This window comes from Martinezella tropici (genome assembly GCF_003287875.1).
Lineage (GTDB): Bacteria > Pseudomonadota > Alphaproteobacteria > Rhizobiales > Rhizobiaceae > Rhizobium > Rhizobium tropici_C.
Genome location: NZ_QMKK01000020.1, coordinates 63,020 through 86,599, shown reverse-complemented (window position 1 = coordinate 86,599; position 23,580 = coordinate 63,020). Strand labels below are relative to the sequence as shown.

The following is a 23,580-nucleotide window of genomic DNA, read 5'->3' as shown; positions in this document are numbered from 1 at the left end:
GTTTACCGGCCGTTGCGGCAGACAAAAGAGGGGAACCATAGATGAAACTCAAGACTCTCGTCTCCGGCGCGCTGCTCGGCGCCATCATGTCCACGACAGCATTCCACGGCGCTTTCGCAGCCGACGACACCATCAAGGTCGGCGTCCTGCATTCGCTGTCCGGCACCATGGCGATCTCGGAAACGACGCTGAAGGACGCCATGCTGATGCTCATCGACGAGCAGAACAAGAAGGGCGGCGTTCTCGGCAAGAAGCTCGAGCCCGTCGTCGTCGATCCGGCCTCCGACTGGCCGCTCTTTGCCGAAAAGGCCCGCGAACTGATCCAGAAGGACAAGGTCTCCGCCGTGTTCGGTTGCTGGACTTCCGTGTCGCGCAAGTCAGTGCTGCCCGTCTTCAAGGAACTGAATTCGATCCTGTTCTATCCGGTACAGTTCGAAGGCGAGGAGTCCGAGCGTAACGTCTTCTATACAGGCGCCGCCCCGAACCAGCAGGCAATTCCGGCCGTCGACTACCTGATGAAGAACGAAGGCGTGCAGCGCTGGGTGCTCGAAGGCACCGACTATGTCTATCCGCGCACGACCAACAAGATCCTCGAAGCCTATCTGAAATCGAAGGGCGTCAAGGACGAAGACATCATCATCAACTACACGCCGTTCGGCTTCTCCGACTGGCAGACGGAAGTCTCCAAGATCAAGGCCTTCGGCGCGGCCGGCAAGAAGACGGCCGTCGTCTCCACCATCAACGGCGACGCCAACGTTCCCTTCTACAAGGAGCTCGGCAACCAGGGCGTCAAGGCTGAAGATATTCCGGTCGTCGCCTTTTCGGTCGGCGAAGAAGAGCTTGCCGGTGTCGACACCAAGCCGCTTGTGGGACATCTCGCCGCCTGGAACTACTTCCAGTCGGTCGATACGCCCGCCAACGCCGCCTTCATCAAGGAGTGGCATGCCTACACCAAGAATGACAAGCGTGTGACCAACGACCCGATGGAAGCCGCCTATATCGGCTTCAACATGTGGGTAAAGGCCGTCGAGAAGGCCGGCACGACCGATCCGGACAAGGTGATCGACGCGCTCGTCGGTGTCGCGGTACCGAACCTCACCGGCGGCACCGCCACCATGATGCCGAACCACTACATCACCAAGCCAGTCCTGATCGGCGAAGTGCAGGAAAACGGTCAGTTCGACGTCGTGTCGCAGACCCCGGCCGTGGTCGGCAAGGAATGGTCCGACTACCTGCCTGATAGCAAGGACCTGATCTCGGATTGGCGCATGCCGCTGAACTGCGGCAACTTCAACGTCACCACCGGCAAGTGCGGCGGCAAGGGCTCCTGATACCAGCCGACACAAGATCGCCGCGGGCAGGATTTTCTGGCCGCGGCAGCTTGAGGGGACTAGCGCAATGTTCGACAAATTCGTTTACCGCATGGCCTTGGCGCTGGTCGCCTGCTTCTGTCTGATGCTGGTGCTGATGGCGACAAGCCTGCGCGCCCAGGAGGACGCCCATAGCCTGATCAATTCGCTCGGCCAGGCCAATTTCCAGAAGGCCGGCGATATCGTCCAGAGCCTTGCGAAGTCAGGTGATCCCAAGGTCGTACCGGCATTGCAGGCCTTCTCCGACGGCGATCTTTATGTCAGGAAATCCGACAATCAGGTATTCATCGCCAAATCCTCTGGCGACATGATGGATCTGCTGGATCCCGTGAGCGGGCAGGTGGTCGGCCAGGAAGGCAAGGACAATCTCGGCAAGATCAAGATCAACAACAATCTGCGCCGTGCGGTTCGCGCGGCTCTCGGCGGTCTGACGCTGATGAGCCCGGATCGCGCTACGAGGCTCGAGGCGGCGCAATCCGTTTTGAAGGCGCCGAGTGCGGATTCGCTTGACGCCGTCGAGACGGCGCTGCAGTCCGAGAAGGACACGGACATTCGCGGTGTGCTTGAACGCGCAAAAGCGGTTGCCGTGCTCGGCTCGGACCGTCCGATCGAAGAAAAAAAGGCGGCAATCGAGACGATCAAGAACGAAGGCGGCCGCGATGCCATCGGCATTCTCTCGTCGGTTTCCGTCGATGATAGCCTGAAGCCCGATGTTACCGCCGCCATTGCGGGCATCCAGGATCAATTGAAGTTCTGGGATGCGGTTCAGAATGTCTGGTATGGCCTGTCGCTCGGCTCGGTGCTGCTGCTGGCCGCCATCGGCCTTGCGATTACCTTCGGTGTCATGGGCATCATCAACATGGCCCATGGTGAAATGGTGATGCTCGGCGCCTACTCGACCTTCGTCGTTCAAAGCATCATCCGCACCTCTTATCCCGAACTCTTCGACTGGTCGCTGGCGATCGCCCTGCCTGTCGCCTTCATCGTCACCGGTGCCGTCGGCCTCGTCATCGAGCGCGGCGTTATCCGCTTCCTTTACGGCCGGCCTCTCGAAACGCTGCTCGCCACCTGGGGTATTTCGCTGATCCTGCAGCAGGCGGTGCGTTCGATCTTCGGGCCGACCAATCAGGAAGTCGGCAACCCCTCGTGGATGTCCGGCTCCTTCGACCTCGGCTATCTCTCCATCACCTGGAACCGGCTCTGGATCATCGTCTTTTCGCTCGGCGTGTTCGTTGCGCTCCTGCTTCTTCTCAAGCGCTCGGCCTTCGGGCTGCAGATGCGGGCGGTGACGCAGAACCGGCGCATGGCCTCATCGATGGGGATCCGTACCTCCTGGGTTGACGCCTTCACCTTTGCGCTCGGCTCGGGCATCGCGGGCATGGCGGGTGTCGCGCTCTCGCAGATCGACAACGTCTCGCCGAACCTCGGCCAGAGCTACATTATCGACAGTTTCATGGTCGTGGTGTTCGGCGGTGTGGGCAATCTCTGGGGGACGCTCGTCGGGGCCTTCTCGCTCGGCATCCTCAACAAGTTCCTCGAGCCCTATGCGGGGGCGGTGCTCGGCAAGATCCTCGTCCTCGTTCTCATCATCCTCTTTATTCAGAAACGTCCGCGCGGGCTCTTCGCCCTCAAGGGAAGGGCGGTGGAAGCATGATCACGGCCTTTCTTCTTCGCTCGCTCGACCGCCGTATCAGCATCGCGATCGCGATCCTGCTTGCCGTCGCCGTGCTCGTGCCGCTGTCGAACCTGCTGTTGCCCGAAACGAGCGCACTACATGTGCCGACCTATCTGATGTCGTTGTTCGGCAAATATCTGACCTATGCACTGCTCGCCTTGGCGCTCGATCTGGTGTGGGGTTATTGCGGCATTCTCTCGCTCGGCCATGGCGCCTTCTTCGCGCTCGGCGGCTATGCGATGGGCATGTATCTGATGCGGCAGATCGGTTCGCGCGGCACCTACGGCAATCCGATCCTGCCCGACTTCATGGTCTTCCTGAATTGGAAGGAGCTGCCGTGGTTCTGGTATGGCTTCGATCAGTTCTGGTTCGCCATGCTGATGGTCCTCGTCGCGCCCGGCTTGCTTGCCTTCGTCTTCGGCTGGTTTGCCTTCCGCTCGCGCGTCAACGGCGTCTATCTGTCGATCATTACGCAGGCGATGACCTATGCGCTGCTGCTTGCCTTCTTCCGCAACGACATGGGCTTCGGCGGCAATAATGGTCTGACCGATTTCAAGGATATTATCGGCTTCAACATCCAGGCCGATGGCACGCGTGCCGTGCTGTTCGCCATCACGGCCGTGTTCCTGGCGCTGGCATTGATGCTGTCTTCGGCCATCGTCCGCTCGAAGTTCGGTAAGGTGCTTGTGGGCGTGCGCGACGCCGAAAGCCGCACGCGCTTTCTCGGCTATCGCGTCGAGCATATGAAGCTCTTCGTTTTCGTCGTATCGGCCATGATGGCCGGTATTGCCGGCGCGCTCTACGTGCCGCAGATCGGCATCATCAATCCCGGCGAGTTTGCGCCGGCCAATTCGATCGAAGTCGTCATCTGGACGGCCGTCGGCGGGAGAGCGACCCTGATCGGCCCGATCATCGGCGCCGTGCTGGTCAATGGCGGCAAGACCATCTTTACCGGGCTGTTTCCCGAGTTCTGGCTGTTTGCGCTTGGCGGCCTGTTCGTCGCGGTGACGTTGTTCCTGCCAAAGGGCATCGTCGGCACCATCGCGCAGTATCTCGGAAGGAAACATACGCCGGCAAGCCCACCGCCCAAGGCTGCGAAGGATGAAGCCCAACAGTCCGTGCAGGCTGCGGAGTAGGACCATGATCCCCGATATCAAACCCAACAGTATGCTCTATCTCAACAACGTCTCCGTTTCCTTCGATGGCTTCAAGGCTTTGAACTCGCTGTCGATCGTCATCGAGCCTGGCGAACTTCGCGCCATCATCGGACCGAACGGTGCCGGCAAGACGACGATGATGGACATCATCACCGGCAAGACGCGACCGGACGAGGGAGAAGTATTCTTCAATGGCCAGATCGACCTGACGAAGAAGGACGAGGCCGATATTGCCCAGCTCGGCATCGGCCGGAAATTCCAGAAGCCGACCGTCTTCGAAAGCCATACCGTCTGGGACAATCTCGAACTGGCACTCAACCGCAATCGCGGCGTCTTCGCGACGCTGTTCTACCGGCTGACGCCCGCCGATCGCGAGCGTATCGAGGAAATCCTGGAGACGGTGCGGCTTTCGCATCGGCGCGACGAGCTGGCGGCCAACCTTTCGCATGGCCAGAAGCAGTGGCTGGAGATCGGCATGCTGCTGGCGCAGGAGCCGAAGCTCCTGCTGGTCGACGAACCGGTGGCGGGAATGACGGATGCCGAGACGGCGGAAACCGCTGTGCTTTTGAAGGAAATCGCCAAGACGCGTTCGGTCGTCGTGGTCGAGCACGACATGGGCTTCATCCGCGATCTCGGCGTCAAGGTCACGTGTCTCGCCGAAGGATCTGTTCTGGCGGAAGGATCGATCGATTTCGTCAGCAGTGATCCGAGGGTAATCGAGAACTATCTGGGGCGGTAGGTGGTTTTGGGATGAGGGGGCGTGAGGGAAAAGGAAGAGAATTGAGATGCTGACAGTCGAAAACGCAAATCTGCATTATGGTGCCGCTCAGGCGCTGCGCGGCATCTCCATCAAGGCCGAGATGGGCAAGATCACCTGCGTCCTTGGGCGCAATGGCGTCGGCAAAAGCTCGCTCTTGCGTGCGGTCACCGGACAGCATGCCTTGTCGGCCGGCACGGTTGCGTTCAATGGTGTGACACTGAACGGCATGGCACCATTCGCGCGCGCCAAGCAGGGGATCGGTTATGTGCCGCAAGGCCGCGAGATCTTTCCGCTGCTGACGGTGAAGGAAAATCTCGAGACCGGTTATGCGCCGCTTTCCCGACGCGACCGCAGCATTCCTGATGATATCTACAGCCTGTTCCCGGTGCTGAAGTCCATGCTCTCGCGCCGCGGCGGCGATCTCTCCGGCGGCCAGCAGCAGCAGCTGGCGATCGGCCGCGCGATGGTGACGCGGCCGAAGATCCTGGTGCTGGATGAGCCGACCGAGGGCATCCAGCCGTCGATCATCAAGGATATCGGCCGCGCGATCCGCTATCTCAGGGATTCCACCGGCATGGCGATCCTGCTCGTCGAGCAATATCTCGATTTCTGCCGCGAGCTCGCCGATTACGTCTACATCATGGATCGTGGCGAGATCGTGCATGAAGGCCTGGCGGAGACACTGGATACGCCGGAGGCCCGGCGTCATCTGACCGTCTGAGGCGATTGCCTTTCTTTTTGGCTTTTGATGAAAAATGTGGCTGACATGGCTGATAATGGGCCGATATCGCGTGGCATCGCATAAGGCACAGAAATTGCTTGCGTTTGTTCTTTGCCGGGTTTCAATGGCTGCAGGGCTGGGCGTCAATCATGACGCGCAAAGGTCGTTGTAGCACTTTTAATCTGCTGCATAATTTTACCCTTAAATCGATGCCGATTTAGGGAATTATGCAGGGGCTTTGGCATGATGTGATGTGTGGAGAGGCAGATGGCAATGACGGCGGCAGGCACGAGACCGCAGAGGGCGCGTGGTCGCGGCCATCTTGCGGCCAAGTCGCTTGGCGGCCGCACGCGCCTTGCCGAGCTCTTTCAGGAGGGTGCGGCAAAGATCAGACTGCCGGAAACCTTCGACCATTCCATGGAAGCCGTCATTATCAACACCGCCGGCGGCCTGACCGGCGGCGACCGGATGGATTGGAGCGTCGTCGCCGGGCCGGGTACGCGCATTGATGTGACGACGCAGGCCTGTGAGAAGATCTACAAGGCTTCGGCGGGTACGGCCGAGGTGCTGACATCCATAAAGATTGGCGCCGGTGCGCGGGTCGATTGGCTGCCGCAGGAGACCATCCTCTTCGATCGTGCTTCGCTTTCGCGCGCGTTGACTGTAGAGCTTGACGGCACGGCCGAATTCCTTGCCGTCGAGGCGATCCTGCTTGGGCGGAAAGCCATGGGCGAGGCCATGGAGCAGGGATTGTTTCGCGATCGCTGGCGCATCCGCCGCGGCGAACGGCTGGTTCATGCCGAGGAGCTGTGCCTGGACGGCGATGTAGCCGCATTAACGGCCAAGGCGGCTGTCCTGAGCGGCCAGGTTGCCTTCGCGACCCTGCTTTATGTCGGTCCGCAGGCGGAAGCCTATCTCGGCCGTATCCGGCCGCTCCTCGAAACGCATATGGGAGGCGCCAGCCACTGGGGCGAGAAGCTCGTCGTGCGCCTTGCCGCCGCCGATGGTTTCGCGCTCAGAAAAATCCTCATCCCGATCATTTCCACCTTGCGCAATGGAGCGCCTGTGCCGAAAGTCTGGAACCTGTAAATTGAGCAAACAGCAATCACATAGGTAGGCGATGAACCTCACTCCGAGAGAAAAAGACAAGCTGCTGATTTCGATGGCGGCGATGGTGGCGCGGCGGCGGCTGGAGCGCGGCGTCAAGCTCAATCATCCCGAAGCCATCGCGCTGATCACGGACTTCGTAGTGGAAGGCGCCCGCGACGGCCGCGCCGTCGCCGAGCTCATGGAGGCCGGCGCCCATGTCATTACCCGCGATCAGGTGATGGAAGGTGTCGCCGAGATGATCCATGACGTTCAGGTCGAAGCGACGTTCCCCGACGGCACCAAGCTCGTGACCGTCCACGAGCCTATCCGGTGAGGTTGAAATGCTGGAACTGAGACCCAACTGCGAATGCTGCGACAAGAATTTACCGCCGGACAGCGAGGAGGCAATGATCTGCACGTTCGAGTGCACCTTCTGCGCCGATTGTGTCAATGCGGTGCTGGACGGCGTCTGCCCGAACTGCGGCGGTGATTTCGCGCGGCGTCCCATCCGCCCGGTGGCGCTGCTTGCCAAATATCCCGCTTCGACCAAGCGTGTTCTAAAAGCTGAGGGATGTGCGCCCATCCAGGCCGCATGAGGAGAGAACCATGATCCCAGGTGAAATCATCGCCGCGAGCGGCGACATCGAACTCAATGCCGGAGCGCCGACCGTGACGCTTGAGGTTTCCAATACCGGCGATCGGCCGGTGCAGGTCGGAAGCCACTATCACTTTGCCGAGACCAATGCCGGGCTTTCCTTCGACCGCGACAAGGCGAAGGGCATGCGGCTCGATATTCCCGCCGGAACCGCCGTGCGCTTCGAACCGGGACAGACACGCTCGGTGACGCTGATCCCACTGTCGGGCAAGCGCGAAGTCTACGGTTTCCGCCAGCTGGTCATGGGCAAGCTTTAGGGTAGGAGAAGCTCCATGCCGATGAAATCGCTTGCACCGGTTGCGGCCCTTGTCGCAGTCCTGACCTGCGGCCCAGTCTCTGCACAGCAGACCATGCACGAACCGAAGGTCGATTGTGCCAAGGCAGAGACACAGACGGACTTGAACGTTTGTGCTGTGCTCGAATTCGGTGAGGCCGACAAGGCACTGAACGCACAATATAAGAAGACGCGCGCAGCTATGGTCGCCATCGATGCGGATCTCGACAATAACATGAAGGGTGCCGAAAAGGCGCTCATCAAAGCGCAGCGCGCCTGGGTGGATTATCGCGACGGCGAGTGCGAGGCGCAGGGATTTCAGGCGCGGGGCGGCTCCATGGAGCCCATGCTTGTTTCCGGTTGCAAAGCTGATTTGACCAAGAAGCGAACCAAGGAATTGAAGGATCTCGCCGCTGGGCCGGAGGGCAATCAGTGAGCCTGAGGCGCGCAGTGATGATCGTCGGTAATGGTGAGATCGCGGCAGGCGCGGCGGATGTCATCGATGCTGCAGATCTCGTGATCCGCTTCAACGATTGTCGCTCGATGGGAGCAGGCGGCAGCCGCACCGATGTCGTCGCGGTCTGCAATACGGGCCAGCCGGCACGCGCCATGCTCGGCTCGGCCGAGTGGCGCAGGAGCCCCGCCGTTGCCTCCTCGTCTGAAGTCTGGAGCGTGCGCGATCCAAGAAAATTCGCCGCACTGCGCGCACCGCTGGCAATTTCGCATCCGGAACTCGACGATTTCTGCGACGATTATACCGATCAGTTCGCTGCCTTTTGCCAGGCGACCGGCAAGCGGCATGTCGTGATCGATCAATCCGTTCACGAAGGCGTGGACGCGGCGCTGGCGGGTTACGATCCAGGCTCCTATGTGGTGCCGAGCAGCGGCATAATCGTGATTGCCGATGTGCTGTTGCGCCATCCCGACGATGATATCGCCATTACCGGTTTCAGCCACACGGGCTGGGAAGAACATCCCTTTGCCGCCGAAAAACGGCTGGCGGAGGCTTACATATCCCTCGGCCGCCTGCGGCGCCTTGCCGACACGAACCTCATCTCTGCCTCCCAAGGAGACTGACCCATGCCCTACAAGATTTCCCGCGCCGCCTATGCCAGCATGTTCGGACCGACCGTCGGCGACAAGGTTCGGCTGGCCGATACCGAATTGTTCATCGAGGTGGAGAAGGATTTCACCACCTATGGCGAGGAAGTGAAGTTCGGCGGCGGCAAGGTCATTCGCGATGGCATGGGCCAGAGCCAGGTGACGCGCGCCAACGGGGCCGTCGATACCGTCATCACCAATGCGCTGATCTTGGACCACTGGGGCATCGTGAAAGCGGATATCGGCTTGAAGGAGGGCCGCATCGTCGCGATCGGCAAGGCCGGTAATCCGGATATGCAGCCCGATGTCAACATCATCGTCGGACCGGGCACGGAAGCGATCGCGGGCGAGGGCAAGATCGTCACCGCCGGCGGCATGGACAGTCATATCCATTTCATCTGCCCGCAGCAGATCGATGAAGCCCTGATGTCTGGTATCACCACCATGCTCGGCGGCGGTACCGGCCCGGCCCATGGAACGCTGGCAACGACCTGCACGCCCGGCCCCTGGCATCTGGCGCGCATGATCGAAGCCTTCGACGCTTTCCCGATGAATATCGGCCTCTCGGCCAAGGGCAATGCGTCTTTGCCCGCCGCCTTGGAGGAGATGGTGCTCGGCGGCGCCTGCTCACTCAAATTGCATGAGGACTGGGGCACGACGCCGGCGGCGATCGACTGCTGCCTCAGCGTTGCCGATGAATACGACGTTCAGGTGATGATCCACACGGATACCTTGAACGAAAGCGGCTTCGTCGAGGATACGATCGGCGCCATCAAGGGTCGCACGATCCATGCATTCCATACCGAGGGCGCAGGCGGCGGGCACGCGCCCGATATCATCAAAATCTGCGGCCAGTCGAACGTCATCCCGTCTTCGACCAATCCGACGCGTCCCTATACGGTTAACACGATCGCCGAGCATCTGGACATGCTGATGGTCTGCCATCACCTGTCGCCGTCGATCCCGGAGGATATCGCCTTCGCCGAAAGCCGAATCCGCAAGGAGACGATCGCTGCGGAGGATATTCTCCACGATATCGGCGCCTTCTCGATCATTTCATCCGACAGCCAGGCCATGGGCCGTGTCGGCGAAGTGGCGATCCGCACCTGGCAGACCGCCGACAAGATGAAGCGCCAGCGCGGCCGTCTGGCGCAGGAGATTGGCGACAACGACAATTTCCGGGTGAAGCGCTACATCGCCAAATATACGATCAATCCGGCGATTGCGCATGGCGTCAGCCATGAGGTCGGTTCGATCGAAGTCGGCAAGCGCGCCGATCTGGTATTTTGGAATCCGGCCTTTTTCGGCGTGAAGCCGGAGATGGTGTTGCTCGGCGGGTCCATTGCCGCGGCGCCCATGGGTGATCCGAATGCCTCGATCCCGACGCCGCAGCCGATGCATTACCGGCCGATGTTCGGCGCGTATGGCAAGAATCGGACGAACTCCTCCGTGACCTTCGTTTCGCAGGCTGCTTTCGATGCCGGGCTTGCCGGCAAGCTCGGCATCGCCAAGGCGCTGCTGCCCGTCAGAAACACGCGCGGCGGCATCTCCAAGGCATCGATGATCCATAACAGCCTAACGCCGCATATCGAGGTGGATCCGGAAACCTATGAAGTGCGCGCCGATGGCAAGCTGCTGACCTGCGAGCCGGCGACGGTGCTGCCGATGGCGCAGCGCTATTTCCTGTTCTGAGGACATTTCCAAGCTTGATTGCCGGCGAGTGTGAGAAAGCCCCGGTTTCGGGGTTTTTCCGATGCTGCGCGCCGAATGCGGTTTTGCCGAAAGCGTGGTGTGGCGGTGCCGGCGCCTCGCATTTCCATCGGCAACCCTGATTTTGCAGATCAGCGCTCTTGGTTGTTCACAACTTGGGAAATGCAACGCATTTTAATCATTACATTAAAGACCTGGAAGCGCCTTCACCCCTATCTCACATGATCGAAACGGTAGGCTGAGGAAGGTGAATCGCATGAAACGATGGATTTCGCTGCAGGCCGAGCTCGGTAACTTTCAGCAGCGACGTGCGATTTTTATTTTCGCGCTTAAGATGAGTTTTGTCGCCGTCATCATGTCGCTTGCCATCATCCTGGCGATGCTTTTCCTGCTGCAATGGTTCGATCTTCTGCCGTTGCCGATTCTGGAGGCAATGCGCTTCGGCGTTCTTCTGGCATGGATTATCGGCGGCACAGTTTCCGGCGCTGTGGCAGTGCTGGCGGGCTTTTCGATTCACAGGCTTGCGGTCTCCCGCGCCGAGTTCGAACGGCTGAGCCGTACCGACATGCTGTCCGGCCTCCTCAACCGCCGCGCTTTCACCGAGGCGCTGGATACGGCTGCAGACGGCGCTTCGCTTGTTATCTTCGATCTCGACCGGTTCAAGGCAATCAACGATCGCTTCGGACACGCATCCGGCGACGCCGTAATCGTTGCGGTGTCGCAGATACTTTCCGACGCCTTTACGGGAGATGACGTGATCGCCCGGCTCGGCGGCGAAGAATTCGGCGCGATCATTTATGGTGGCGACACTGCCGCGCGCATTGCGCGCATCGAAGAAATCAAGGAACGGATTGCCGAACACCCAATCGTCGTCGACGGCGGCTCGGTGAAGATCACCATGTCCGCCGGGATTGCCGACATCACCAGGGAGCGCAAGACGGAGACCGTCTATGCCGCGGCCGACAAGGCCCTTTATCTTGCCAAAACGCTCGGCCGCAATCGTGTCATGCACGAGCGCGAGCGACTGTCGCAGGTCTGGCATCGCTGCGCGACCGAGCACGAGCAGGAAGCGACGACCGATCCCCGGGAGCTGCAGCGCTACGTGCAGCGGATGTAGCACATAGGCGTGTCATTGATGCTTGCACAGCGGATGACTATTTTGCATGGTCTGACAAACTCATAATTTGGAACCGACATGCAACGCGTCACCTCCTATCTGCCGGCCGGCACTCCTTCTTCCAATCCGATCGATCGTGTCGTCCTGCCGCATGATCTCAGGCATCTTCGCCGCAAGCTGCTGCATCTCGAAAATGGCGACATGGTCATGCTCGACCTCAAGGAGCCGGTGCTGTTTGCGAGCGGCGATCTGCTGGTGCGCGAGGATGGCGAGCTGATCGAAATCGTCGCGGCGGACGAAAAGCTTTTCGAGATTCGCCCGCGCGACCGCAGGCATCTGATCGAGCTCGCCTGGCATCTCGGTAACCGGCATCTGTCCGCGCAGATCGAGGAAGAGCGCATCCTGATCCTGCGCGATCATGTGATCCGCTCCATGCTCGAAGGATTGGGCGCAGTTGTGACCGAGGTGAGCGAGCCTTTCCAGCCTGCCCGCGGCGCCTATCACTCCCATGGCGGCCATCCGCACGGGCACGGGCACAATCACGATCATGGGCATGATCATCATGATCACGCGCACGATTGAACGTCGATGGACATTGCGGTGACGGATGATCGCGACGATCTGCAGGCGCTCCTGCGGCTGATGGCCTGGCTATCGCCGGCGTTTCCGGTGGGGTCCTTCGCCTATTCCGGTGGTCTCGAGCGTGCCGTACACGACGGTCTGGTGGCAGACAGTGCCGGGCTCGGAGACTGGATTTCCACGCTCATGCAGAATGGTTCGGTGTGGAATGACGTGGTCCTGCTGGTCGAGGCGCATCGGGCGGGCGCGGATGCGCAGCGGCTCGCAGCAGTCGCGGAGCTGGCCGAAGCGCTGGCAGGCTCGAAGGAGCGGCACGATGAGACCCTGTTGCTTGGAAATGCCTTTCTTTCTGCCGCTGCCGCCTGGCCGCAGGAGATTTTTTCCATGCTTCCAGCAAGGATCGCTTACCCTGTTGCGGTCGGTGCAATCGCGGGTGCTCATGGCATCCCGGCAGAAAAGGCCGCCGCCGCTTTCCTGCATGCGCTGGCCTCGCAGATGGTGTCGGCCGGCATCCGGCTCGGTGTCGGCGGGCAGAAGGATGGCGTTGCCATCCTTGCGCGGCTGGAGGGTTTCTTTGCCGCTATGGCGCGACGGGTGGCGCAATCCAGCCTCGATGATCTCGGCTCAGCGAGCGTGCAGGCTGACATAGCGAGCTTGCGTCATGAAACCCAGGGCACGCGGCTCTTCCGTTCATGATGCGCTGTTGGGGAAATATCATGATCCTGGCGTCACTACGTCATTCGCCGCTGTGCGGCGGCCGAACGCTTCGTTATGCTAGAGCAATTCCAGGAAAAGTGCGCCGCGGTTTTCCGTCCGGAATTGCGAGAAAACATAGAAATAGAGCGGTTCACAGATTCCTTGAAAAGCTGAACCGCTCTAGCGCCTTATCGGAGTTGCGAGCATGAAATCGAGACATGGACCCTTGCGCGTCGGCATCGGCGGCCCCGTCGGATCCGGCAAGACGGCGCTGACCGAGAAGCTGTGCAAGGCGATGCGTGACGACTATTCCGTCGCCGTCGTGACAAACGACATCTATACGACGGAGGATGCCGAGGCGCTGGTGCGGATGCAGGCACTGACCTCGGACCGCATTGTCGGAGTCGAGACCGGTGGCTGTCCGCACACCGCGATCCGTGAGGACGCGACGATCAATCTGCAAGCCATTGCCGGCCTGAACGAGCGGCTTCCCGATCTCGACGTGGTCTTCATCGAATCCGGCGGCGACAATCTGGCGGCGACCTTCTCGCCCGACCTCGCCGACATTACCATCTATGTGATCTCGGTGTGCCAGGGTGAGGAAATCCCGCGCAAGGGTGGCCCCGGCATCACCAAATCGGACCTTCTCGTCATCAACAAGAAGGATCTGGCGCCTTTCGTCGACGTGGATCTCGAGGTGATGGATCGCGATGCCACCCGCATGCGCCAGGCTCGGCCCTTTGTGTTTTCCGACATGAAGCGGGGCGATGGCGTCAGCACGATCGTCAGCTTCCTCAAAGAACAGGGCGGTCTTTAATCCGCCCTGTCATTATCCACACATCTGCCGAGCCTGTTCTATTCAGCCGCGAAGGGCGGCAGTTTCAGCACATTCGTGCCCACCGACCTGTTTCTTCCATCCTTGTTTTCGATGGCCTCCAGCCGCTCTTCTAGATTGGTGAGCGACTGGCGGTTTTCGTTGACAGCGACGGCCAGACCTTCCTTGGTCACGACTTCGTCGTCCGCATCCTTGCTTCCGACAAGCCTGCCGAAGAGGTAGCCGAGCAGGCGCGACAGGTCGTCCATAATCAGGAAGAACGACGGCACGACCACCAGGCTGAGTACCGTCGACACGATGATGCCGCCGATCACCGCAATCGCCATTGGCGCGCGGAAGGAGCCGCCTTCGCCGACACCGAGGGCCGATGGCAGCATGCCGGCCGACATGGCGATCGAGGTCATGATGATCGGGCGGGCTCGCTTACGGCCGGCTTCGACGACGGCCTCCAGCCTCGGCATGCCCTGATGCATCATCTCGATGGCGAAATCGACCAGCAGGATGGCGTTCTTCGTCACGATACCCATCAGCATCAGAATGCCGATCATAACGGGCATCGAAAGCGCGTTGCCGGTCATGATCAAGGCCAGCGCCACGCCGCCGATCGCCAAAGGCAACGACAGCAGAATGGTGAAGGGCTGGATCACATCCTTGAACAGCAGGATCAGCACGGTCAGGACGAGGAGAAGGCCGAGCAGCATGGCATTGCCGAAGCTCTGCTGCATTTCCTTCTGGACCTTGGTGTCACCGCTTTCCGCCAGATGAACGGTTGCCGGTATCTGGGCGCTGTTGACGATATTGAGGAAGTGTTCCGACGCCGTATCCAGCGCCACGCCCTGCGGCAGGTCGGCGCCGATGGCGACGACGCGGTAGCGGTTGTTGCGCTTGATGGAGGAGAGGCCCTCCGAATAGTCGACGTCGGCGACACTCGACAGCGGCACCGTCGTACCGGACGCGGTCTTGATGCGCAGCGCCCGGATCGCCGCCAGGTCGCGACGCATGCCGAGCGAGGCCTGCACGCGGATCGGAATCTGGCGGTCGTCGAGCGAGATCTTCGCAAGCGAAGCGTCGATATCGCCGATGGTTGCGACGCGGATCGTGTCTGAAATCGTCTGCGGCGTGATGCCGAGGCGCGCCGCCTCATCCTTGCGCGGATAGATCTGCAGCTCCGGGCGGGGCAGGGCGCCGTCGGCGCTGACGTTAGCGAGCGCCGGATCGGTGCGCAGCTTGGCCTCCAGAATGCCCACAGCCTGGTTCAGATCCTTCTCGCTGCGGGAGAGGAAGTTATAGGTCAGGTCGCGGTCGCCACGGTCGTTCAGCTTGGTGATGCGGACGTCGGGGATCGAGCGAAGCTTCGCAAAGACTTCCTTTTCCACGTCCCACTGCGGGCGCACACGGCCGTGCACGGCGACCTTCGGCAGATATGGACCGATGCCGGGTATGGAGCCAAGAACGTCGTTCACCAGCTTCTTCATCAGCGACTGGTCGAGCTTGCCGAGCGTCAGCGTCACGGTGGCGCGGCGCAGTTCCAGGTCGCCCTTCGGCGAAGCGCCACCCAGAACGAAGACGTTTTCAACGCCATCGATGTCCTTGACGCGCCGGTAGATCTCGTTGGTCGCCTGTTCCGTATCGTCCAGCCGTGCGTTCGGCGGCAGTTCGGCCGAGAGAACGATGCGCGAGGAATCGTCAGGGGGAATGAAGCTGCCGGGGACGAACATCACCAGCGCCACGACGGAGGCGATTGAGAAGGCGAAGGCGGCAAGCAGCGTCGGATAGCGCGTGTACCAGCGCTTCGTCGTCTGCCGCACCAGCCAGCTGTAGCCGCGCATGAAACGGCCGTCATTGTCATGATGATCGTCGACACCGTCTTCGGCGCGCATCAGATAGGCGGCCATCATCGGCGTAATCAGGCGCGCCACCAGCAGCGAGAAGAACACCGAGAAGGCGACCGTCAGGCCGAACTGGATGAAATACTGGCCGGGGATACCCGGCATGAAGGAGACCGGCACGAAGACCGCGATGATGGTAAAGGTCGTCGCGATGACGGCAAGGCCGATTTCATCGGCGGCATCGATGGCGGCGCGGTAAGGCGTCTTGCCCATCTTGATGTGGCGGGCGATGTTTTCGATCTCGACGATGGCGTCATCGACGAGAATACCGGTTGCCAGCGTCAATGCCAGGAAGCTTACGAGGTTCAGCGAGAAGCCGATCTGGTGCATGATCCAGAAGGTCGGGATCGCAGACAGCGGCAGCGCCACCGCCGAAATCAGCGTCGCGCGCCAGTTCCGCAGGAACAGGAAAACGACGATGACGGCCAGTACCGCACCCTCGATCAGCGTGTGCATCGCCGATTCGTAGTTGCCATAGGTATAGTAGACGGCGTCGTCGATCATCTCGATCGAAACGTTCGAGTTTTCGGCCCGCACCTTGTCGAGCGTGTCGCCCACCGTCTTGGCGACCGTCACTTCGCTGGCGCCCTTGGCGCGGAAGACGCCGAAGGTGACGACGGGCGTGCTGTTGAAGCGGGAGAAGGATTTCGGTTCCTGATAGGTATCCTTGATCGCGCCGAGATCGGAAAGCTTGACGAAGCGGCCGTTGGTGAGCGCGATCGTCGTATCTGCGAGCTGGGCGACATTGCGGGCATCGCCGAGCACGCGGATCGCCTGCTCGCTGCCGGCCACCTGGCCGCGGCCGGAGCCGAGGTCGATATTGGTGCTGCGCAGCTGCTGGCTCACGGAAAGCGCCGTTATGCCGTAGGCATTCAGCTTGTTCGGATCGAGCTCGATGCGCACTTCACGGTCGGCGCCGCCGTAACGGTCGACACGGCCGATACCCGCCTGACCCTGCAGGGCACGCTTGACCGTGTCATCCACGAACCAGGACAGCTCTTCCAGCGTCATGTTCGGAGAAGAAACAGCAAAGCTCTGGATCGCCTGTCCTTCGACATCGACCTTGGAGACGATGGGCTCATCGATCGTCGAGGGCAGGTTGCCGCGGATGCGGTCGATGGCGTCCTTGGTATCCTGAACCGCCTGCTGCGTCGGCACTTCCAGGCGGAAGATGACGACGGTCTGCGATTGACCGTCCGTGACGGTCGACTGGATCTCGTCGATGCCGTTGATGCTGGCGACGGCGTCTTCGATCTCCTTCGTCACCTGCATTTCGAGTTCGGCCGGGGAGGCGCCGCTCTGCGTCACGGTGACGTTGACGACAGGCACGTCGATATTCGGGAACCGGGTGATGGGCAGATTGAAGAAGGCGTGCGCGCCCACCACCATCAGCAGGAAGAAGCCGAGGAGCGGGGCGACCGGATTTCGGATTGACCAGGCGGAGAAGTTCATCTTGCCGTTCTCGCTCAGTTGGAGGCTTGCGACGCATCACGCACGGGCGTGATATGGTCGCCGTCGCGAACATAGGCACCGGCCTTGGCGACGACCTCGTCGCCGGCCTTGAGGCCCTTGAGGATCTCGACATAGCCTGCGTCCTGAATGCCGGTTTCGACAGTCACGAACTTGACCACGCCGTTCTCGACCTTGCGGGCGGAGGAGCCGTTTTCCTCGCTGTTGACTGCCGTCAGCGGCAGAGCGACGCCATCCTCCTGGCGAATGATGATCTCGGCGCTGCCATACATGCCGGCCCGCGCCTTCTCGCCATCGTCGATCGAGATATGGACCGCGCCGAGGCGGGTGACGGAATCCACGATCGGGGCGACGAGGCGGACGGTTCCGGTAAGCTTCTCGCGGCTGCCGGAGAGGGCGATGAAAGCCTTCTGGCCGATAACGATCTTGGTGATATCGCTTTCGGACACATCGACGACCAGTTCGAGCCGGCTGTCGCGGATGATGGTGAAGAGCGGGTCGCCGCTGCCATTGGCGATGGCACCGATGCGGGCGTTGCGCGAGGCGACGGTGCCGGCGACGGGCGTCTTGATGCCAGTGCGGGCAAGCTTCAGGTCGGTGTCGGCGATCTGGCTGTCGGTGACCTTAAGATCGGCTTCGGCAACGGCGATTGCCTGTTCGGCCGAGACCACGCGCGCCTTGTTGGCGGCAGCGGCGGCGTTGGCCTGCTCGACCGAGGAGGTCGACATTGTGCCCTTGGCTCCCATGGTGACGGCGCGGACGCGCTGCAATTCCGCCTCTTCGGCATTGGCGCGCGCCTCGGTCAATTGCGCGCGCAGCTGCGCAAGGCTCGCCTCGCCCTTTGCCCTTGTCGCCTGCATCTGGCTCTTCTGAAGGACCAATGCATCGTCGTTCAGCGTAGCAAGCGTGCTGTCCGCCTCGACTTTGTCGCCGACATCGGCATTGAGCGAGCGGATCGAGAGGCCATCCACCTGCGGCTGAATGTAAACATCCTCGACGGCCTTCACCGTGCCGGTCGCAACGACCTTGTCGGTCAGGTGGCGCATCGTGGCTGTGGTGATGACGATCGCCGGCAGGTTCTGCTTCGGCGTCGTGACGGCGGATTGCTCGGCCAGCGCGGCCGGCGCCGCCAGCAGGGAAAGCAGGATGGCGGTCGTGCTCAGAAGTCTAAACGGCGTGAGAGCCATGCGTCCAGTTCCAGTTCAGCGTTTGGTAAATGGATTTCGCTGTTTCCGTCGCGAATACGGGGATCGATGCATGCGTGCCGGCTTCTCCGGCGGATTACTGCATAATTCCTTGAATCGAATCGATTTAAGGAACAGCGGCCTTGCGCATCATATTTGACGTGCGGCGCTGTAATATCCGTCTGTCATGCCTTGCAGGCCCCTCATCCTAAAATCGCTCCTCTAGATGGGAGCGGTTTTCAATTTACGCAAGATCACGAGAAAATGATTTCGCGGGTATTTCTATCCTTTGCAACCCTGCAAAGCAATCACGGCATTGTGATGTCAGCATTCGAATAGTTGATAGTCGAGGGCTTTTCCGCCAAGTTTTGCGAGAAAGCCAGCCTTTTGTTGCTGCTGTTACAAAATGAAAAAAACGCGCGGAGCCTGAAACCCCGCGCGTTCAAGTCTTTACGAGTACTCCGAACTTATTTCAGAGCAGCGTCCGTGATCTCGTGCGTGAAGGCGCCTGACGGCTTCTTGTTGATGATCTTCTGGTCAAGCAGTGCTTCGACCGTGCGGTCGTAAAGCTTCATGTCGAGCTTGCCATTGCCGATCAGCTTGGCGACTTCGCCGGCCATGCGCTTTTGATGGTTTTCATCCTGGCCGCCATTGTCCATGACGATTTCGGCGGCTTCGTCCGGATGCTCGACGGCATATTTCCAGCCCTTCATCGAAGCGCGGACGAATTTCACCATGTCAGCCTTGAACTTTGCATCCTTCAGCTTGTCTTCCTTGACATAGAGGCCGTCTTCCAAGAGGTCGTTGCCGAGCTTGCTATAGTTGAAGACGGTCAGGTCTTCAGCCTTGAAGCCGGCATCGATCGCCTGCCAGTATTCGTTATAGGTCATGACGGAGATGCAGTCGGCCTGCTTCTGGACGAGCGGCTGAACGTCGAAGCTCTGCTTAAGCACGTTGACGCCGTCCTTGCCGCCGTCGGTCTTCAGGCCGAGCTTATGCATCCAGGCGAAGAAGGGATATTCGTTGCCGTAAAACCAGACGCCGAGCGTATGACCCTTGAAGTCCTTTTCCGTCTTGACCGGGCCATCCTTGGGGCAGATCAATTCCAGGCCTGATTTGTCGAAGGGCTGGGCGATGTTCACGAGCGGCACACCCTTCTCGCGGGCAACCAGCGCTCCACCCATCCAGTCGACGATGATATCGGCGCCGCCGCCGGCGATGACCTGTTCCGGTGCGATATCAGGGCCGCCCGGCTTGATGTCGACGTCGAGGCCTTCCTCCTTGTAGAAGCCCTTGTCCTTGGCGACGAAATAGCCTGCGAACTGACCCTGAGCCACCCATTTCAGCTGCAAGGTCAGCTTGTCGGCGGCCATCGCGGCCTGCGTGGCAGCCAGCGTCATCGTGCCTGCCATCAATGCGAACATCAGTTTTTTCATGTTCTTTACCCTTTTCCCTCTGAAGTTATGCCTTGATCCCCTGGAAGGGACCCCGGATTACGTCTGCCCACCGCGGATAGACGGATGCCAGAACGTCACCATTCTCTCGACAATGGCGACGATACCGTAGAAAACGGAGCCTGCAACCGCGGCAATCGCGATCTCGGCCCAGACCATGTCGAGGTTCAGCCGACCGTTTTCGGTCGAGATGCGGAAGCCCATGCCCGACATAGGGGTGCCGAAGAACTCCGCCACGATGGCACCGATCAGGGCCAAGGTCGAGTTGATCTTCAGCGCATTGAAAATAAAGGGAGCGGCGGCCGGCAGGCGTAGCTTGAGCAGCGTCTGCCAGTAGCTCGATGCATAGGTGCGCATCAAGTCGCGCTCCATGTTGCCGGCAGCGGCAAGGCCCGCCACCGTGTTCACCAGCATCGGGAAGAACGTCATGACGACGACGACGGCGGCCTTCGATTGCCAATCGAAGCCGAACCACATGACCATGATCGGAGCAATGCCGATGATCGGCAGAGCGGAGACGAGGTTGCCGATCGGCAGCAGGCCGCGCCGCAGGAAGGCGAAGCGGTCGGCGAGGATGGCGACGACGAAGCCGCTGGAGCACCCGATGATATAGCCGATCAGAACCGATCGGAAGATCGTCTGCTGAACATCCGTCCAGAGGATCGAGATGGAGCCGGCAATACGGGCGCCGATGGCGCTTGGCGGCGGCAGCAGGATGAAAGGAATACCGGCCCCGCGCGTCACCGCTTCCCAGATGATGATGATCCAGACGCCGAAGATCACGGGGATCAGCAACCGTAATGTATAGCTGTCGGCGGTCGATTTCACCCGGATGGCCGACAGGATGGAAACGCAACGCCAGGCGAGCAGCCACGCCGCGGCGAGGAGGATAAAGAATGATGCAGCCGCGCTGCCCTCATTGCCCGATATTCCAGCCAGCAACAGCCAGGCGACCGCGTGCGCGGCGAAGAAGAGGATCGCCGCGCAGAGGGCTGCAGATAGGTTCATGAAGGAAATGGCGGCTGCGGCGGCGATGAGAATGAAAATGACGAAGGTGGTGCCGCTGCTGAAGGGCGTGGCGGCATCGGCTGCGAGCGGCGGCAGCACAGGGAGGGCCGCAAGGCAGAGAAGGAGGGAGAGCGTACCCTGCCACGACGAATGAAAATTCCTCATGCCGCGCGGCCCCCCATGGCACGATCGACGATACGCGCCGCGATGCTGACGGCAGCAATCAATCCGGCCGCCAGGATCGAGCCGGCGACGAGCGTCGCCCATATATCGATTGTCAGGCTTTGATACGAGCCTGCGAGGAGCTTGGCGCCAATGCCAGCGACCGCACCCGTCGGCAGTTCGCCAACGATCGTGCCGGTGAGGCTCGCGGCGATCGCGACCTTCATCGAGGTGAAGAGGAAGGGGATCGATGCGGGCACGCGCAATTTCCAGAAGGTCTGCATGGCGCTGGCATTATAGGTGCGCATCAGGTCGAGATGCATGACCTCCGGCGATCGCAATCCCTTGACCATGCCGACGGCGACGGGGAAGAAGGAGAGATAGGTCGAGACCAGCGCCTTGGGAATAAGGCCGGTAACGCCGATCGAACCCAGCACGACAACGACCATAGGCGCGATCGCAAGGATCGGTATGGTCTGCGAAGCGATGATCCACGGCATCAGGCTTCGGTCCAGGGCGACCACATGCACGATGCCGACTGCGATCAGGATGCCGAGAACGGTACCGAAGGCGAAGCCGACAGCCGTCGAAGACAGGGTGACCCAGGCATTGTAGACGAGGCTGCGGCTGCTCGTGGGAGCGCGAAGGAAGGTGTTGTCGAAGACATTCTGCGCCACCTGATGTGGCGCGGGCAGGATCGGCTTCGGCTGCGACAGCGTCTTGCCGATGAATTCCGTCGTCGTCGGGGTGACGTTGCCGCGCCGGTCGAGATCGCGCTGGAACGGTGCGTTGAGGATGACCGCGAAGACATACCACAGGACCAGGATCGCCAGGACGATGGTCGTAATCGGCAGGAACTTGTGCTTGAAGAACCGTTCCCTTTCCATGGTCATGCCCTTCCTTGCGCGGGAAGCAGCATGAGGATCATGGCGACGATGCCAAGACCCACGCCGGCAAGCTGCTGCAGGCTCAGCCGTTCGCCGAAGACGATGAAGGCGATAACATTGACGACGACGAGCTGGGCGATGGAGGAGGCGGAGATCGCCAGGCCAAGCCCACCTTCACGCATCAGCCGCACCATCATCAGATTGCCGACGCAATAGAGCGCGAGCGACAGGATCAAGACCAACATGTTGTTGTTGGCGATATAGGCGCGCGAAGCTGTGGCAGCACCGATGAAGATCGCCATTGCGCCGACAAGCCAGAGGAGGAATTGTGCGTTCATGATCTGATCCTATTCCTCGTAGCTATGTCCGGCCCGCAAGCCTTCCCGGACGCGGTGGGCGATTTCGAGGAATTCCGGCGTTTCGCGAATGTCGAGCGGCCGCTCCGTCGGTAGCGTCGATTCGATGACATCGGTCACGCGACCCGGACGCGGCGACATGACCACGATCTTCGTCGAGAGATAGACTGCTTCCGGTATGGAGTGGGTGACAAAGCAAATTGTCTTGTTCGTCTGCTTCCAGAGTTTCAGAAGCTGTTCGTTCAGATGATCGCGGACAATTTCGTCCAGTGCGCCGAAGGGTTCGTCCATCAGCAGCAGATCGGCGTCGAAGGCGAGCGCTCGGGCGATCGAAGCGCGCTGCTGCATGCCGCCGGACAGCTGCCAGGGAAACTTATGTTCGAAGCCTTTGAGGTTCACCAGTTCCAGCGTTCGGGCGATGCGCTTGGCCTGCTCTTGCCCGTCATAACCCATGATTTCGAGCGGTAGAGCGATGTTCTTTTCGATCGTGCGCCAGGGATAGAGTGCCGCGGCCTGGAAGACATAGCCATAGGCGCGGGTCTTGCGTGCTTCCTCCGGCGACATGCCGTTGACGCTGATATCGCCTGAACTCTTTCGCTCGAGATCGGCAATCACCCGCAGGAAGGTGGTCTTTCCACAGCCGGAGGGGCCGATGAAGGAGACGAAATCACCCTTGCGGACGTCGAGATCGACATTGCTCAGCGCATGCACCGGCCCGTCATTCGTATCGTAGGTGAGACAGAGATTCCGCGCGGAGACGACGGAGGAAGCGGATGACGTCATTAACACCTACCAGTCCTGATTTCGCCGCATGGTTGGGGCGGATTGCGTGTTATCCTGCTTGGCATTGCTGCAGCTTTGAGAGGCGAGGACGCCTTGCTGCTGGATCCAGGGGAGCAATGCCATGAGTCTGTCATCGAAGCCCACCTGCCATATCGTGCGGCCCGGCAACACCTATGCCGGAAAACAGGGCCTCAACTATTTCGAAGGGATTGCCGCCGAGACAGTGGGCTCGACGGGGATCTGCATGCATCTCCTGACGATACCGCCGGGCGCCCGCGCCAAGGCGCATCTTCATGCCTCGCACGAGACGGCGATTTACGCCATTTCCGGCGAGACGCATTGCTGGTTCGGCGACGAGCTGGAAGAGCATGTCGTCGTGCGTGAGGGAGAGATGTTCTATATTCCGGCCGGCGTCCCGCATCTTCCCGCGAACTTGAGCGATCGGCCGGCAACAGCGGTCATCGCCCGCACCGATCCGAACGAGCAGGAAAGCGTCGTCCTGCTGCCGGATCTGGAGCGGTATGTGCCGCGGTAGAGCCATTTTGCTTTTCTTCGAATAGCGAAAACGCTCCATCTTTTTGTTTTTGCGCAATTCCGGACGGAAAACCGCTACGCACTTTTCCTGGAATTGCTCTAGGTGGCCGATGA

At 60.6% G+C, this 23,580-nt stretch carries 23 protein-coding genes and 1 pseudogene; 17 read left to right on the top strand and 7 right to left on the bottom strand.

Going from position 1 to position 23,580, the window contains the following annotated elements; all coding sequences use genetic code 11:
• The first annotated feature begins 41 nt into the window (after positions 1 to 41).
• The 16 genes and pseudogenes from urtA to ureG all read left to right on the top strand — a co-directional run bounded on the left by urtA (position 42) and on the right by ureG (position 13,721).
• Positions 42 to 1,331 (top strand): urea ABC transporter substrate-binding protein, encoded by a 1,290-nt coding sequence (urtA, locus tag DQ393_RS03635; protein WP_112340445.1) that lies wholly within the window; start codon positions 42 to 44, stop codon positions 1,329 to 1,331.
• A 67-nt stretch (positions 1,332 to 1,398) separates the two neighbouring features.
• The gene (urtB, locus tag DQ393_RS03630; protein WP_112340444.1) at positions 1,399 to 3,024 is read left to right on the top strand and encodes an urea ABC transporter permease subunit UrtB; all 1,626 of its coding nucleotides are present in this window, start codon (positions 1,399 to 1,401) and stop codon (positions 3,022 to 3,024) included.
• Positions 3,021 to 4,101, top strand: a pseudogene (gene urtC / locus DQ393_RS03625) (urea ABC transporter permease subunit UrtC); the annotation flags it as partial. The gene urtB and the pseudogene urtC, both read left to right, overlap by 4 nt.
• Before the next feature lie 84 nt (positions 4,102 to 4,185).
• The gene (gene urtD, locus DQ393_RS03620) at positions 4,186 to 4,941 is read left to right on the top strand and encodes an urea ABC transporter ATP-binding protein UrtD (protein WP_112340442.1); all 756 of its coding nucleotides are present in this window, start codon (positions 4,186 to 4,188) and stop codon (positions 4,939 to 4,941) included.
• Positions 4,942 to 4,987: 46 nt separating this feature from the next.
• Complete coding sequence (urtE, locus tag DQ393_RS03615) at positions 4,988 to 5,683, top strand: urea ABC transporter ATP-binding subunit UrtE (protein ID WP_112340441.1); 696 nt, start codon at positions 4,988 to 4,990, stop codon at positions 5,681 to 5,683.
• A 267-nt stretch (positions 5,684 to 5,950) separates the two neighbouring features.
• A complete protein-coding gene (locus DQ393_RS03610) occupies positions 5,951 to 6,772 on the top strand; it encodes an urease accessory protein UreD (RefSeq protein ID WP_112340440.1) in 822 nt (273 codons plus the stop codon).
• Between the two features lie 31 nt (positions 6,773 to 6,803).
• Complete coding sequence (locus DQ393_RS03605) at positions 6,804 to 7,106, top strand: urease subunit gamma (protein ID WP_112340439.1); 303 nt, start codon at positions 6,804 to 6,806, stop codon at positions 7,104 to 7,106.
• A 7-nt stretch (positions 7,107 to 7,113) separates the two neighbouring features.
• Positions 7,114 to 7,368: a DUF1272 domain-containing protein gene (locus tag DQ393_RS03600; RefSeq protein ID WP_112340438.1), complete on the top strand. Its 255-nt coding sequence runs from the start codon at positions 7,114 to 7,116 to the stop codon at positions 7,366 to 7,368.
• A 10-nt stretch (positions 7,369 to 7,378) separates the two neighbouring features.
• Positions 7,379 to 7,684 (top strand): urease subunit beta, encoded by a 306-nt coding sequence (locus tag DQ393_RS03595; protein ID WP_112340437.1) that lies wholly within the window; start codon positions 7,379 to 7,381, stop codon positions 7,682 to 7,684.
• A gap of 21 nt (positions 7,685 to 7,705) precedes the next feature.
• Positions 7,706 to 8,137, top strand: coding sequence for a lysozyme inhibitor LprI family protein (locus DQ393_RS03590; RefSeq protein ID WP_181592283.1), 432 nt, complete (start codon positions 7,706 to 7,708; stop codon positions 8,135 to 8,137).
• Positions 8,138 to 8,154: 17 nt separating this feature from the next.
• Positions 8,155 to 8,778 (top strand): Urease operon accessory protein, encoded by a 624-nt coding sequence (locus DQ393_RS03585; protein ID WP_112340436.1) that lies wholly within the window; start codon positions 8,155 to 8,157, stop codon positions 8,776 to 8,778.
• Between the two features lie 3 nt (positions 8,779 to 8,781).
• Complete coding sequence (gene ureC, locus DQ393_RS03580; RefSeq protein ID WP_112340435.1) at positions 8,782 to 10,494, top strand: urease subunit alpha; 1,713 nt, start codon at positions 8,782 to 8,784, stop codon at positions 10,492 to 10,494.
• Between the two features lie 274 nt (positions 10,495 to 10,768).
• A complete protein-coding gene (locus DQ393_RS03575) occupies positions 10,769 to 11,629 on the top strand; it encodes a GGDEF domain-containing protein (RefSeq protein ID WP_112340434.1) in 861 nt (286 codons plus the stop codon).
• A gap of 78 nt (positions 11,630 to 11,707) precedes the next feature.
• On the top strand, positions 11,708 to 12,211 hold the full coding sequence (gene ureE / locus DQ393_RS03570) for an urease accessory protein UreE (RefSeq protein ID WP_112340433.1): 504 nt from the start codon (positions 11,708 to 11,710) through the stop codon (positions 12,209 to 12,211).
• An 18-nt stretch (positions 12,212 to 12,229) separates the two neighbouring features.
• On the top strand, positions 12,230 to 12,904 hold the full coding sequence (locus DQ393_RS03565; RefSeq protein ID WP_112340565.1) for an urease accessory protein UreF: 675 nt from the start codon (positions 12,230 to 12,232) through the stop codon (positions 12,902 to 12,904).
• A 205-nt stretch (positions 12,905 to 13,109) separates the two neighbouring features.
• The gene (gene ureG / locus DQ393_RS03555) at positions 13,110 to 13,721 is read left to right on the top strand and encodes an urease accessory protein UreG (RefSeq protein WP_112340431.1); all 612 of its coding nucleotides are present in this window, start codon (positions 13,110 to 13,112) and stop codon (positions 13,719 to 13,721) included.
• Positions 13,722 to 13,759: 38 nt separating this feature from the next.
• Here the strand turns inward: ureG and DQ393_RS03550 are convergent, their stop codons facing one another.
• The 7 genes from DQ393_RS03550 to DQ393_RS03520 form a co-directional block, all read right to left on the bottom strand.
• Positions 13,760 to 17,080 carry an efflux RND transporter permease subunit gene (locus DQ393_RS03550; protein ID WP_112340430.1) on the bottom strand — a complete coding sequence of 1,107 codons (3,321 nt, stop codon included), beginning with the start codon at positions 17,078 to 17,080 and terminating at the stop codon, positions 13,760 to 13,762.
• A 14-nt stretch (positions 17,081 to 17,094) separates the two neighbouring features.
• Complete coding sequence (locus tag DQ393_RS03545; protein WP_112340429.1) at positions 17,095 to 18,285, bottom strand: efflux RND transporter periplasmic adaptor subunit; 1,191 nt, start codon at positions 18,283 to 18,285, stop codon at positions 17,095 to 17,097.
• 464 nt (positions 18,286 to 18,749) lie between these two features.
• On the bottom strand, positions 18,750 to 19,718 hold the full coding sequence (locus DQ393_RS03540) for an ABC transporter substrate-binding protein (protein ID WP_112340428.1): 969 nt from the start codon (positions 19,716 to 19,718) through the stop codon (positions 18,750 to 18,752).
• A gap of 57 nt (positions 19,719 to 19,775) precedes the next feature.
• Complete coding sequence (locus DQ393_RS03535) at positions 19,776 to 20,909, bottom strand: ABC transporter permease (protein WP_112340427.1); 1,134 nt, start codon at positions 20,907 to 20,909, stop codon at positions 19,776 to 19,778.
• Positions 20,906 to 21,793 carry an ABC transporter permease gene (locus tag DQ393_RS03530; protein ID WP_112340426.1) on the bottom strand — a complete coding sequence of 296 codons (888 nt, stop codon included), beginning with the start codon at positions 21,791 to 21,793 and terminating at the stop codon, positions 20,906 to 20,908. The genes DQ393_RS03535 and DQ393_RS03530 overlap by 4 nt, the downstream gene beginning before the upstream one ends.
• Before the next feature lie 2 nt (positions 21,794 to 21,795).
• Entirely contained in the window at positions 21,796 to 22,131 is a 336-nt protein-coding gene (locus DQ393_RS03525; RefSeq protein ID WP_112340425.1) for a hypothetical protein, read from the bottom strand.
• 9 nt (positions 22,132 to 22,140) lie between these two features.
• Positions 22,141 to 22,932, bottom strand: coding sequence for an ABC transporter ATP-binding protein (locus DQ393_RS03520; protein ID WP_112340424.1), 792 nt, complete (start codon positions 22,930 to 22,932; stop codon positions 22,141 to 22,143).
• 121 nt (positions 22,933 to 23,053) lie between these two features.
• Here DQ393_RS03520 and DQ393_RS03515 point away from each other — a divergent pair, with 121 nt between their 5' ends.
• Positions 23,054 to 23,467: a cupin domain-containing protein gene (locus tag DQ393_RS03515; RefSeq protein WP_112340423.1), complete on the top strand. Its 414-nt coding sequence runs from the start codon at positions 23,054 to 23,056 to the stop codon at positions 23,465 to 23,467.
• The last annotated feature ends 113 nt before the right edge of the window (positions 23,468 to 23,580 follow it).

Bases quoted from the DNA above. Each gene is read 5' to 3' on its own strand.
- urtA (WP_112340445.1), top strand. From the start codon at position 42: ATGAAACTCAAGACTCTCGTCTCCGGCGCGCTGCTCGGCGCCATCATG.
- urtB (WP_112340444.1), top strand. From the start codon at position 1,399: ATGTTCGACAAATTCGTTTACCGCATGGCCTTGGCGCTGGTCGCCTGC.
- urtD (WP_112340442.1), top strand. From the start codon at position 4,186: ATGATCCCCGATATCAAACCCAACAGTATGCTCTATCTCAACAACGTC.
- urtE (WP_112340441.1), top strand. From the start codon at position 4,988: ATGCTGACAGTCGAAAACGCAAATCTGCATTATGGTGCCGCTCAGGCG.
- DQ393_RS03610 (WP_112340440.1), top strand. From the start codon at position 5,951: ATGGCAATGACGGCGGCAGGCACGAGACCGCAGAGGGCGCGTGGTCGC.
- DQ393_RS03605 (WP_112340439.1), top strand. From the start codon at position 6,804: ATGAACCTCACTCCGAGAGAAAAAGACAAGCTGCTGATTTCGATGGCG.
- DQ393_RS03600 (WP_112340438.1), top strand. From the start codon at position 7,114: ATGCTGGAACTGAGACCCAACTGCGAATGCTGCGACAAGAATTTACCG.
- DQ393_RS03595 (WP_112340437.1), top strand. From the start codon at position 7,379: ATGATCCCAGGTGAAATCATCGCCGCGAGCGGCGACATCGAACTCAAT.
- DQ393_RS03590 (WP_181592283.1), top strand. From the start codon at position 7,706: ATGAAATCGCTTGCACCGGTTGCGGCCCTTGTCGCAGTCCTGACCTGC.
- DQ393_RS03585 (WP_112340436.1), top strand. From the start codon at position 8,155: ATGATCGTCGGTAATGGTGAGATCGCGGCAGGCGCGGCGGATGTCATC.
- ureC (WP_112340435.1), top strand. From the start codon at position 8,782: ATGCCCTACAAGATTTCCCGCGCCGCCTATGCCAGCATGTTCGGACCG.
- DQ393_RS03575 (WP_112340434.1), top strand. From the start codon at position 10,769: ATGAAACGATGGATTTCGCTGCAGGCCGAGCTCGGTAACTTTCAGCAG.
- ureE (WP_112340433.1), top strand. From the start codon at position 11,708: ATGCAACGCGTCACCTCCTATCTGCCGGCCGGCACTCCTTCTTCCAAT.
- ureG (WP_112340431.1), top strand. From the start codon at position 13,110: ATGAAATCGAGACATGGACCCTTGCGCGTCGGCATCGGCGGCCCCGTC.
- DQ393_RS03550 (WP_112340430.1), bottom strand. From the start codon at position 17,080: ATGAACTTCTCCGCCTGGTCAATCCGAAATCCGGTCGCCCCGCTCCTC.
- DQ393_RS03545 (WP_112340429.1), bottom strand. From the start codon at position 18,285: ATGGCTCTCACGCCGTTTAGACTTCTGAGCACGACCGCCATCCTGCTT.
- DQ393_RS03540 (WP_112340428.1), bottom strand. From the start codon at position 19,718: ATGAAAAAACTGATGTTCGCATTGATGGCAGGCACGATGACGCTGGCT.
- DQ393_RS03535 (WP_112340427.1), bottom strand. From the start codon at position 20,909: ATGAGGAATTTTCATTCGTCGTGGCAGGGTACGCTCTCCCTCCTTCTC.
- DQ393_RS03530 (WP_112340426.1), bottom strand. From the start codon at position 21,793: ATGGAAAGGGAACGGTTCTTCAAGCACAAGTTCCTGCCGATTACGACC.
- DQ393_RS03525 (WP_112340425.1), bottom strand. From the start codon at position 22,131: ATGAACGCACAATTCCTCCTCTGGCTTGTCGGCGCAATGGCGATCTTC.
- DQ393_RS03520 (WP_112340424.1), bottom strand. From the start codon at position 22,932: ATGACGTCATCCGCTTCCTCCGTCGTCTCCGCGCGGAATCTCTGTCTC.
- DQ393_RS03515 (WP_112340423.1), top strand. From the start codon at position 23,054: ATGAGTCTGTCATCGAAGCCCACCTGCCATATCGTGCGGCCCGGCAAC.